The organism is Maribacter sp. R77961 (genome assembly GCF_044594925.1).
Lineage (GTDB): Bacteria > Bacteroidota > Bacteroidia > Flavobacteriales > Flavobacteriaceae > Maribacter.
The window spans coordinates 2,420,551-2,432,367 of the sequence record NZ_CP138991.1; the positions used below are offsets into that span (position 1 = coordinate 2,420,551).

Here is an 11,817-nt window from a genome sequence, read left to right on the forward strand (position 1 = left end):
ATCGAGCTATAAGGAAATGAAGAAAATGAGCAACATAAAATCGGTAATCGTTTTAACACTAGCTATCCTGGCAAACAACTTTTACGCTCAGGGGCAGACAAGTAATCTTAAGCTACCAATTATTGACGATACCAATATTTTTATAGAGAAAGACGGAATCGTTGCCGTAGAGGCAGAATATTTTTATAAACAGACCCAGACCGATAAACGCAGTTGGTACCGTGTGAACAAGCATGAAACACCAATGGAATTGACGGACCAAGACCCGAACCATAGCGCAGGGGCTAGCAACAACGGCTATCTTGAAATCCTACCCGATACGCGGGTTACCCATGACGACAAACTCATCCATGGAGACAACTTTTCCAACGAACCCGGCAAACTGGCCATTGCCCATTATAAAGTACAAATAAACAAGCCCGGGCGTTACTATGTTTGGGTCAGAGCATTTAGTACCGGTGGGGAAGATAATGGGATTCATGTTGGCCTTAATGGAACATGGCCAGAAAATGGACAACGTATGCAGTGGTGCGACGGAAAAAACAAATGGACCTGGGCGAGCAAGCAACGTACCAAAGAAGTGCATTGTGGCGTACCCTATCAAATCTATTTGGATATTCCGGAAAAAGGCATACACGACATCCAGTTTAGCATGCGGGAAGATGGCTTTGAATTTGATAAATTCATCTTAACAAGCGACAAGAATTACGTACCCGAAGAAAAGGGCGAACGCGTGGTCATCACATGGCCAGAACCTTCCTACTATGAAACCATAAGCACATCGGTCGTTGAAAATAAAACCTTACCGGTCGCCGATTTTCCGGTAAAAGGGACAGGGTTCTATAAAGATGCCAGCGGGCGTTGGCTTGCTATTAACCCGAACAAACAAAAAGAGGCTAGCACTACAACTGAATTTAATTTTAAAAGTGATTCGTATGATGTCGTTTTTATCGGGGTTGGAGAAAATGACGGACAATCAAAATTTACCGTTTTAATCAACGACAAGGAATTGGGAACCTACTCCCCTGCCCTTACACAGAAAATGTTTGCCGAGGGAGAAACCTCCAATACCGTTTGGGAAAATGTTTCCTTGACCAAGGGCGATAAAATAACCGTAAATGCGCAAATTGGCAGTGCGGACGGCAAAGAATGGGCAAGAGCACGTTGGGCAGGAATCATCTTTGCTCCTGTAGGTAAAGGAAAAATAGTGAGTGCCGCATCAGGACGTCCAAAGGACAAGGGTACAGGAAATGCAGCACCCAAAATCAACCCACCAAAAGGACGTATCGCCATTGTCGCCGATGGCAACTCGCCCGACCCAGATGATTTGGGTGGCACAGCGGTTTCCATTTCTTTGTTACGAGCCACAGGATTGGAGGACAGATTAGTGCATTATTCCCATAGTTGTGATTTGGAGCGTGTAGAAAGAATATCCGCCCGGGCGGAAAAAGAACGGCACGCCATGATGCAAACGGCCTGTGATGTTACTGCTAGGCGTTGGGGAGGGTTTGACGACCTCACTTTCTTTGATGCGAAATGGCAGCAGAAAGAAACCGTAACGGATTTGGCGAAGGCTATAAACGCATCAAGTGCCGATGACCCCTTATGGATTGTTGAGGCCGGTGAACCGGATATTATTGGAATGGCCCTGGATGCGAGTTCAAAAAATAAACATCAATATGTAAAAGTAGTTACCCATCACCCTGCTAATGACGATGCAGGCGATTTTTACACCTGGCAACAAATTTTGGATTTTGGTGTGGAAGAAGTGCGTATCCCGGACCAAAACGTGAACCTAAAGGTAAATCTGGAAAAATGGGACTGGGCAAAAAATCATCCAGACCCTAGAGTACAATGGGTGTGGCTGCAAGGTAAAATTGCGGAGGTAGACGATGTAGTGAAATTCCAAAAAGGAAAATGGGACTGCTCCGATGCCGGTATGGTACTCTATTGGATTACCGGTGCCACCAAGGGCGGCTTACGAACCGGAGGCGTTGAAGACGTAAAACACTTGCTATTGAACTATATCGACAAAAATTAAAAATAGTAAAGATGACACATAGGTTAGTTAGCATTAAAAAAATAGTTTTCGTTTACCTAACCGTGTTACTTTCAACCTCGAGTTGTGCGGCTCAAGAACGTAGCAGACCCTTTATATGGGTACATACCGAAGAACGCGCAACTATTCTTGAAAAAATAGAGAAAAAAGCTTGGGCGGCAGCGTACTACGGCGACTTAAGAAAAGAGGTAGCTATTGAGGTTGCAGAACATCAACGCGATACCGATGCCTATCTACGCGGTATGCCGTTGGACTGGAAGAACGAAGTGAAGGGAGAAATTCCGCCCCTTACCTATACCACCACGGGTGAAAAGGGAAAACATGAAAATTTGGATAACGCCAGCGAGGAAGAAATGGCGAAATTTTTCAAATTATCGGACTATTTACGAACCGCAGTCGATAGTGGTGTACTCTATTACATTACAGGAGAAGAGCAGTATGCCCAACTCTCCGCAGATATTCTTCACACGGCGGTTCATGGAATTGTCCAGTTGGAACCCTCTACTTGGAAACCTAGGGGAGGTTGGCTCTGCCCGGACGATATTTTAAGGGAAGCACGGGTTATTGGAGAAAAATATCCGATTGCGTACGACTTTATAGCCGCATTTCTAGAAAAAGGAGGCAAACCCTATGATTTAGGGAAACAAACAAAGGTCAGTTTTGCATTTGAAAAAGCACAGCAGGTATTTCAAACCTATGCCGACATTGTGGTACATCATGGAATGATTAATTCCAACCATCCCGTACTGGAATCCAACTGCCTTGTCTATAATGCGCTGGCCTTGGAAGATGAAACGGAACGGAACAAATACCTTAACTACTATCTTAACGAGAGCACCCAGGGACAGGATGCTTTGGCAAAAGTAGCCTTGTACTATAAAAATCAAGGCGATATTTGGCCGGAATCCTCCCAATACACCAATGATGTAGCAGAGCGCACCACCAAACTCATGTTCCTACTCACCAAATATGATCCATCCTTACATCTGGCTCAAAAATACCCACATATTCCCTGGGCCTTGCAGCGCTTGGATTATTTGGTGTATCCCAATGATGAACTGGTGCTTTGGGGCGATGGTCACCGGCAGTACAAAACCCCTTACGAAGGTTATGAATTGGCCTATCAATTAGGGAAGATAGACCAAGTTCCGGCACTTACCGAGCGCTTTTCACAATTATTAGGCAGTGCTATGGCAAGCGGCGAACACAAAAGAGAAGGCTTGGAGGCCCTACTTTGGTATACCGATGATTTTGAACCGATTGAACAAGCGATAGTACTCCCAAGAACGGACGAACAACCCCACGCCGGTATCTTTCTTCAGCGCAACCTAAGCCCTAGCCAAAATCCTGATGACGCACTCATGTGTTTTGTGGGCGGAGCGCCGATGGTACACGGTCATGCATCCGGAATGAATATTGAATTGTATGGCGAAGGAATTGTTTTAGGAGTGGATAACGGCAGAGGAAAATATGCCAAGGACATTCATGAAAATTATTCCAGATTATTCGCGGCCCATAATACCGTTATTGTAAACGGAGCGTCTCAAGGCGAAGGTCATTGGGTAAATTTGGGAATGGATACGGTTCGCCTTGAAATTATGGAACCTCTTCCCAACCAACCAGCAGTTGCACCCCATTACTCCTTTTCTACCACTACCTTTTTTGATGGTGGCGGGGAAAAGGCCGAGGCAGAACAAAAACGTACTTTAGCACTTATAAGAACCTCATTAAACACAGGTTATTATTTGGATATTTTTCGTTCCAAATCTGCCCTGCCAAATGAATACCATGACTACTTGTACCATAATTTAGGGGAATCCCTAAACTTTTTAAACAAAGACCTAATACTGCAATCGGAACCTCAGCGGTATATGGCAAATGCCAAGGGAGATTGGATACGCAATAGGGCCTTTAGAAATCCGGGGTGGCACTTTTTTGAGGAGGTAATGAGTTCCAAACCCTACACTAAAGATGTTGCGCTATTGTTTAAAGCGGAAGGTTTTTCGGATAAGAAAAGATACATGAAGGCTTTCTTACCGGGATTTGAAGGGCGTACATACACCAAGGTAAAAGCGCCGAAAACATTTGAGGCACCGGCTCCCTATGACGAAATGCCCACCCCTACCCTCGTCATCAGACAAGAAGGCGAGGCCTACACCAAACCCTTTGTGGCCGTATATGAACCCTTTGCAGACAACGAGAAGAACGGGTCGGTTTTGAGTGTAGAAAAACTAACGCAAAACGGCCTGTTTCAAGGGGTAAAAGTCATAAGCTCCATTGCTGGTGAAAGCCTGACCCAATATATCCTAACACCATACGAAGGGGGTTCCTTTTCGCTACCAGAAAAAGATATTGACTTTACAGGACGTTTTACCATACTGACTTTCGATGGAGCGGACAAGTTAAAAGACGTTTACCTAGGTAATGGCGAGCGGTTGCAAGTGGGCAATCAGCAAATAGAATCAATGGTTGACGCGCCAAAAACGGGCTATATCGATTTTTCAACACCTACCCCAACCATATCAGGAAAAATAACATTGCATACTATAAAATAAGCAGCATGAACTTAAAAAATAGAAGCGTATCCATATACAACAGCATCAGTTTTGTACTCTTGTGCTTGTTCCTGTTCCAATCCTGTAAAACGGAACAAAAGCAGGAAGTTGAAAATGTTGAAAAACAACCACCCAATATCCTGTTCATTGCGGTAGATGATTTACGGCCCGAACTTAATTTTTATGGGGCGAAACACATCAGTTCCCCAAATTTGGATGCCTTAGCAGCGGAGAGCTTGGTCTTTGACCGAGCCTATTGCAGTGTTCCTACCTGCGGTGCCTCTAGAGCGAGTATTTTGACAGGTACACGGCCTACGAGGTATCGTTTTTTAACCCATGACGTACACGTAGATGAGGAAATACCCGAGGCAATTACGCTACCAGAACTGTTCAAGGCGAATGGCTACACCACCATATCAAACGGAAAGGTATTACATCACAAAAACGACAGGAAAAAAGCATGGGACGAAATTTGGCGACCTGAGAACGCAACCATGAAATATCACAAGAAGGAGAATACTAAATTAATCGCCATACCTAATCAACGGGGAAATCCTTTTGAGACCTCCAGTGTGGATGAAAGTAAATACCTAGACGGGCAAATAGCAGCAAAGGGCATTGCAGACCTCAAAAAACTAAAGGCCGATGGAAAACCCTTTTTTCTGGCAATGGGTTTTATGAAACCCCACCTCCCCTTTAATGCACCACAAAAATATTGGGACAAATACCCTATTGAAACTATTAGCCTCCCGGAAAGCTATGTGCAACCAAAGACGACTCCCTCAAAAGCTTTTCACAAGTTTGGAGAATTACGCCATTACTATGGTGTTCCAAAAAAAGGACCGGTTACGGACGAAATGGCCAAAAAACTTATTCAAGGGTACTATGCCTGTGTTAGTTTTGTAGACGCTCAGATTGGCAAGGTATTACAAGAACTAGAAGATTCCGGTTTGGCGGAAAACACCATCATAGTACTTTGGGGAGACCATGGTTGGAATCTTGGCGAACATCAGCTTTGGTGCAAGCACTGCACTTTTGAAACTTCTTTACATAGCCCCTTACTGATAAAGGTACCCGGAAAAACAAAAGGAGAACACGTGGCAAACATCACCGAATTTATTGATGTATTCCCAAGCTTGGCAGAACTGGCCGGACTGGAAGTTCCCAAAAACCAATTGGAGGGAGAAAGCTTTGTTCCGCTCATTGATAATACTCCAGAAAAACGACAAAAAGACTATGCCGTTTCTAAATTTAAGGACGCAGTTACATTAATCAAGGGCGACTATTTCTACACCGAATGGACGGATCACGACGGAAAAGCCTACGCCAGAATGCTCTTTGACCATGGCACCGACCCCATGGAATTGGACAATCTAGCAGAAAAGGAAGCATATAAAGAACTGGTATCAAAACTATCGGTAGATTTAAGGGATAAATGGGGGAAAGATTTTTTGAATAATTAATAAGTGTTTTCCATTAAAAAATCATGAGAATAAAATGAAGAGCGTTTTTACAATACATTTATTTCTTGTTATTGGTATCTTAATACTGGTAGGTTGTAAACAGAATAAGGACAAAAGCCTTCAGTCAGTAAAATCTATAGATTCAGACAGTACTAACTATAAAACTAACAGACCTAACATAGTATTCTTTTTAGCGGATGACCAAGACATATATGATTATGGATGTTATGGCAATGAAAAGGTGCGTACACCTGCAGTAGATAGGCTCGCCAAAGAGGGTATGTTATTTGAAAATGCATTTACTGGACAAGCAATTTGCGCACCAAGTAGAGCACAGCTTTTTACTGGAAAATATCCTTTGAAAAATGGCTGTTTTGCCAATCATACAAAAGCAAAGCCTAATTTGAAGAGTATTACAGCGCATATGAAAAGCTCAGGTTACGAGGTGGTGTTGGCGGGAAAAAGCCACGTTAAACCAGATAAAGTTTTTAACTGGGATAAAGAATGGAATCCGGTTCCGAAAGAAGAACTTCCTAGAGATTATATTCCGCTTGACAGTATTGAACATTATTTCAAGCATGTTAAGAAGCCATTTTGTATGTTCATTGCTTCAAAATATCCTCATGGAGAATATTTCGATGTTACGAACGCAAGTGCAGAAGAAATCAAATTCTATCCCTTCAACAAGCATAAAAAAAATAGTCAGTCTTTTGTTAAAAAGAAAGCAGGGTATTACAGGAATATTGAAGAAGATAATAAGCAATTAGAATTGGTCTTAGAACAAGTAGACAAATATTTAGATAAAAACACCCTTTTCATTTATAGCGCAGATCATGGAGTTTCAGGAAAGTTTACTGTTAAAGATATTGGTTTAAAAGTACCGTTTGTCGTTCGCTGGCCAGAAGTGGTTAAAGCTGGAACAAAATCAAATCAATTAATTCATTACACCGATGTACTACCGACATTTGTTCAAATAGCCGGAGGTGAACCTGATACTACTCTTGACGGCAAAAGTTTCCTCCCAATACTACTAGGACACGATATTGAAATTCATGAATATGTTTATGGAGTACGAACGAACCAGAACATCCTTCAAGCTTCGGTTTTTCCTTCAAGAATGATTCGAAATAAACGGTATAAGTATATCAGGAATTTTAATTCCATTGAGGTATTAGATACAAATTTAGGAAACAAAGCCAATGTTAACGCCTTCATTAGAAGAGGTGCAGAAAAATTTAAGGACGAACCTTTTGAAGAATTGTATGATTTACAAAACGACCCTTTTGAGGAACACAATATCATCGGGCTTCCTGAGTTTAAATCTGTTCAAAACAAACTAAAAAAAGATATGTTTAGTTGGATGAAGGAACAAGGAGACTTTCTAAATACAGAACCAGGAAATATGCCTATAATTACAGCAAACGGTTTTAGGCTTGACCAAAATACCCGTATGAGAACTATACCAGATTCTTTACTTAATACACTAAATGATGAAGATTATTTGTCCATTGAGCATTGGTAAGTAATAACTACATGTATTAAAAGATTTAAATAATTCTTAATACCGAAGGCTATGTCAATGCCTTTACTAAAAATTGCTTTTTTGCTATTTAAAGCCTTTTTAGTGTGGAAAAAATCCCCAAGCGTTTAGCTCGGGGATTTCTTTATGGTTTACATCATAAACTTGCTTTTCCAAGACTCTTCGTACGGTTTGCCCCAATGCTGCATGGCATCCTTATTGTACATAAAACCTGTCTTACTGTCAATATCAAAATTCTGATGGATACGGGCGGAGACATTGGCATAGTGGACCATGGCCATGGAAATATTGGCATCGTCAATAGGTGCCTTTAGGGTCTCCTTACCCCTAACGGCCTCAAAGAAATTCATCACATGTACGGTAGACATATCACCGCCACCACCTAGTGCAACACCGCCTTCATTACCTCCACTAGAGACTTCTTCTACAAGTTTGCCTTTTCGGTCAAATAATTTGTAGTGACCTCTATTTACAAAAACGGTTCCTTCCGTACCGTAGACAATAACGCCTCTCCCACTTCCGTAGGTATTATAGGAGTTTCTACTTTTTCCGTCCCATTCAATTTGCTTATTGTCATCAAAGGTATATTTGGCCATCATGGTATCGTACATTTCCCAACCATCATCTACGAAATGTCTTTTTGTGGCATCTACCTCCACTTTTTGCGGAAAACCAACATCGAGGGCCCAACGTGCTACATCCAATTCGTGGGTAGCGTTATTGCCCATTTCCGCGGTTCCGTAATTCCATCCGTACCAGTGCCAGTTGTAATTCCAAGTTTCCGAGGTATAGTCCCTATGCACCGCTGGCCCTTGCCACAGGTTCCAGTCCAGCCCTTCCGGAACGGCAGCTGCTTTCTGGTGAGGCACTTGCCCACGACCATTGCTGTAAAAAGCAACGGCTTTATAGGCATGACCAATGGCGCCTTCATGAATCTTTTTAATCACTTGTATGGTATGTGCCGAAGAGCGTTGTTGGTTCCCCATCTGAACGACCTTGCCGTATTGCTTGGCTGCATTTACGATAAGCTCGTTCTCCTCCATGGTACAACTACTGGGTTTTTCCACATACACATGTTTACCGGCTTTCATGGCCATTACTGAACCTGGTGTGTGCCAGTGGTCCGGCGTGGCATTGATGAGCACGTCTACCTTATCGTCTGCCATGACCTTAAAAATATCCTGCTCCAATTTTGGGGCATAACTGATATGCTTTTCAAAATTACCGGCCGCCTTGGTCATCTGACTTTGCTTGGCATCGCACAGATAGGCTAGTCGTACATTACTCTTTTTATCGGCGATAGGTGCATAGAATGCTCCTAGTCTTCGTCCTAGTCCGGCAATGGCAACATGCAATCGGTCGTTGGAACCAATAATATTATTATAACTTTTGGCAGTCATCGCCATGGAAGAGGCACTTACCAAGCCTAATCCTCCCAAGGCTGATTTTTTCACGAAGTTCCTTCTACTGTTCTGCTTACTCATAGCTCTTAATTTTAATGTTCTTAAATGAAACCAAATCCCCGTGGTCCTGCAAAAGTAAATTCCCTTGCTCATAGAGACCAAAGTTAGGCCAATCCTTATACTTGCTTTTGCTCACCAATTTCAAAAAGTCTTCGCTACCTCGCTCGTATTCTAAAATTTTGACCCCATTTAGCCAATGTTCTACTTGGTTATCTTTGGATACGATATGCGCCGTATTCCATTCCCCTATCGGGTTCATATGCTTATTGGTATCTGCCTGAATCAAATCGTATAGGGAACCTACTGTTCTGCTCCCATCGTGACTTCCCAATTTAGCATCTGGGTGACGTTCATCGTCCAGAATCTGATATTCCAAACCAATGGAAGAACCCTCGCCCTTATTCAGTTCCGTATCCACGTAATATTTGATACCACTGTTGGCACCCTCGGTAATCTTAAAATCTACTTTCATCTCAAAATTAGCGTACATTTTTTCGGTAACGATATCGCCACCTGCGGTAGATTCGCCACCGCCACTTGCAAGAACACTTAGGATGCCATCCTTAATTTCCCATCCTTGCTCGGGAAAGGTTTCTAATTTGGCACCTCTCCATCCGTCGGTAGTTTTACCGTCCCACAACAGCTCCCAACCAGCTTTCTTCTCATCGTATGTCAGTTGATTTTTGGTAACTACAGGAGTCAAAGGAGAAGACATACTGTATTGCTCTAAATTCTCGGTAATAAATTCAATATTCCGCCATTTGATTTCTACGCCGGGCTTTCCCTTTTTTCCGATACTATGCACCTGCAAGGCAATAAAGCCTTCAGCGGTCATGTCATCTATCAAATGGGCAGCCGGCACATCATTGATCCATGTTTTTATGGTGTCACCAATAGCCTCAATACGGTAATGGTTCCAATCATTAGGCTTGTATGCTTTTTGTGCCGCCGGATTCTCTTCCAAAGGATATAACCATTTACGTCTCTTTTCGTCATAAATACCACCACTCCAAGCTCTTTTTGAAGGGTCTATTTCTACTTGATACCCGTGTACAATTCCATCACGATACCACGGGGCAGTGTTACTTCTTATCTGCACCCCGGAATTGGACACGGAGTCGGTCTTAAAATCCAGTTCCAAAATAAAATCAGTATAAAGGGAATCCGTGGCCAAGAACGTATTGGGGGTATTGGCTACCGTGGTACCAATAATTTCTCCGTTTTCAACACCATAGGTTGCCTCCCCACCAAGGGTATGCCAACCGTTCAAAGTCTTCCCGTCGAATATGGTTGTTAAATAGTCCTTTTTTTCTTCTCCGCAGCTTACGAGTAAGGTAATAATTAACGAAAAAGAGAAGTATCGTAGATACCCATGCTGTTTTTTGATATTCATATTCAAGTATTGTTTAGTAATTTTTAAAGATACCTAAAATCCAAAACAAACTATCCTGTAGTCTCAGGTGCATTTTCATTTACGAGGTACTAGAAGTATTTGTAGATAAACCACATACTACAGGATAGGGTACTACCGGTAAACCATTAGATTGCTAACTGGAATTTTATAGTCTAAAGATAGGACTACACTAAAAACAATAGGACCAATGAAAAGAACACTAATCCTGCTACTACTCGTACTAAATTCTAACACACCTGTACTGGCACAAGCAAAATTTCCGCAACCTATTTCAGCAAACGAAACGGGTTTCAATACCATTTTTAACGGCGTCTCCCTAGAAAATTGGGAGGGCGACCCTACCTATTGGCGCGTGGAGGAAGGACAAATTATAGGTGAAGTGACTCCTGAAACCATTTTAAAACGGAATTCCTTTCTGATATGGCGTGGAGGCGCACCGGGAGATTTTGAGTTAAAATTGGAATACAAGGTATCCGAAGGCGGAAACTCAGGTATCAACTACCGTAGCGTAGAAGTAAAAGATACGCCCTATGCGCTTAAAGGGTATCAATGTGATATTGATGGAAAAGGAAAATGGACGGGACAGAATTATGAGGAGCGTGCACGCAAATTTTTAGCGATGCGGGGTCAAATGACCCAACTAAAAACCACAATGGAACCCACCGTTTATGGTTCTTTGGGTGATAAGGATAAACTTTGGGAGTATATAAAGAAAGACGACTGGAACCACGTACATCTCATTGTACGGGGAAATACTATGATACATATTATCAACGGCCACGTAATGAGTGTTGTAATTGACAATGACATCGAAAATCGAACAAGCAAGGGTTTACTCGGGGTGCAGGTACATGTTGGCCCACCCATGACCATTGCGTATAAAAACATCAGAATAAAAGCGTAAGAGCACTACTGGTATACATACAAAGCTTTGGAGCTACGGGGTCTTAGTTTCCGTACTACCGCACTTTTTGGGGTAAAATAGTCTAGCGATTTAATCTGTAGAGCGCTTATTTAGATGCTATTCAATTTACCAAAGTATAGGATTCAATAACAAAAGTCGCTTATACGGATAAAGATGGCATTATCGATGTTACAACTAACACGGTGTTGACCAAAAGATATAAAGAAGTATTGAAATCCGAGGGCAATTTATAAGTTGAACTATCTCTTAGATGACGAGACTAAGCCGTTAAAAACACTCCGTTGAAGTACAGCAAGAAATGGGGATACGTTGGCGCTACCTATGAGCTCCCCCACGGGAGAAAAAGTAGCACTGATTAACGAAAATAGTAGTACTGTCCATTAAAAAGAAGGTGCGAT

7 protein-coding genes are annotated in these 11,817 nt (G+C 42.3%); 5 read left to right on the forward strand and 2 right to left on the reverse strand.

The genetic code is table 11. The features are described 5' to 3' along the window. Positions 1 to 25: 25 nt before the first annotated feature. From SJY09_RS10600 to SJY09_RS10615, 4 genes are read left to right on the forward strand one after another with little or no spacing between them, the layout of a single operon-like run. Positions 26 to 2,041 carry a hypothetical protein gene (locus tag SJY09_RS10600; protein WP_396635690.1) on the forward strand — a complete coding sequence of 672 codons (2,016 nt, stop codon included), beginning with the start codon at positions 26 to 28 and terminating at the stop codon, positions 2,039 to 2,041. A gap of 11 nt (positions 2,042 to 2,052) precedes the next feature. Next, positions 2,053 to 4,614 (forward strand): heparinase II/III family protein, encoded by a 2,562-nt coding sequence (locus tag SJY09_RS10605; RefSeq protein WP_396635691.1) that lies wholly within the window; start codon positions 2,053 to 2,055, stop codon positions 4,612 to 4,614. A 5-nt stretch (positions 4,615 to 4,619) separates the two neighbouring features. Continuing rightward, the gene (locus SJY09_RS10610) at positions 4,620 to 6,077 is read left to right on the forward strand and encodes a sulfatase (protein WP_396635692.1); all 1,458 of its coding nucleotides are present in this window, start codon (positions 4,620 to 4,622) and stop codon (positions 6,075 to 6,077) included. A 34-nt stretch (positions 6,078 to 6,111) separates the two neighbouring features. After that, complete coding sequence (locus tag SJY09_RS10615; protein WP_396635693.1) at positions 6,112 to 7,599, forward strand: sulfatase; 1,488 nt, start codon at positions 6,112 to 6,114, stop codon at positions 7,597 to 7,599. A 149-nt stretch (positions 7,600 to 7,748) separates the two neighbouring features. Here the strand turns inward: SJY09_RS10615 and SJY09_RS10620 are convergent, their stop codons facing one another. Both SJY09_RS10620 and SJY09_RS10625 read right to left on the reverse strand, forming a co-directional pair. Continuing rightward, positions 7,749 to 9,101, reverse strand: coding sequence for a Gfo/Idh/MocA family protein (locus tag SJY09_RS10620; protein ID WP_396635694.1), 1,353 nt, complete (start codon positions 9,099 to 9,101; stop codon positions 7,749 to 7,751). After that, complete coding sequence (locus tag SJY09_RS10625) at positions 9,094 to 10,473, reverse strand: DUF1080 domain-containing protein (RefSeq protein ID WP_396635695.1); 1,380 nt, start codon at positions 10,471 to 10,473, stop codon at positions 9,094 to 9,096. The genes SJY09_RS10620 and SJY09_RS10625 overlap by 8 nt, the downstream gene beginning before the upstream one ends. A gap of 208 nt (positions 10,474 to 10,681) precedes the next feature. On the opposite strand from SJY09_RS10625, the gene SJY09_RS10630 reads away from it, so the two are divergent. Continuing rightward, entirely contained in the window at positions 10,682 to 11,398 is a 717-nt protein-coding gene (locus SJY09_RS10630) for a DUF1080 domain-containing protein (RefSeq protein WP_396635696.1), read from the forward strand. Positions 11,399 to 11,817: the final 419 nt, after the last annotated feature.

Coding starts and splice junctions, on each gene's coding strand:
- SJY09_RS10600 (WP_396635690.1), top strand. CDS start 26: ATGAGCAACATAAAATCGGTAATCGTTTTAACACTAGCTATCCTGGCA.
- SJY09_RS10605 (WP_396635691.1), top strand. CDS start 2,053: ATGACACATAGGTTAGTTAGCATTAAAAAAATAGTTTTCGTTTACCTA.
- SJY09_RS10610 (WP_396635692.1), top strand. CDS start 4,620: ATGAACTTAAAAAATAGAAGCGTATCCATATACAACAGCATCAGTTTT.
- SJY09_RS10615 (WP_396635693.1), top strand. CDS start 6,112: ATGAAGAGCGTTTTTACAATACATTTATTTCTTGTTATTGGTATCTTA.
- SJY09_RS10620 (WP_396635694.1), bottom strand. CDS start 9,101: ATGAGTAAGCAGAACAGTAGAAGGAACTTCGTGAAAAAATCAGCCTTG.
- SJY09_RS10625 (WP_396635695.1), bottom strand. CDS start 10,473: ATGAATATCAAAAAACAGCATGGGTATCTACGATACTTCTCTTTTTCG.
- SJY09_RS10630 (WP_396635696.1), top strand. CDS start 10,682: ATGAAAAGAACACTAATCCTGCTACTACTCGTACTAAATTCTAACACA.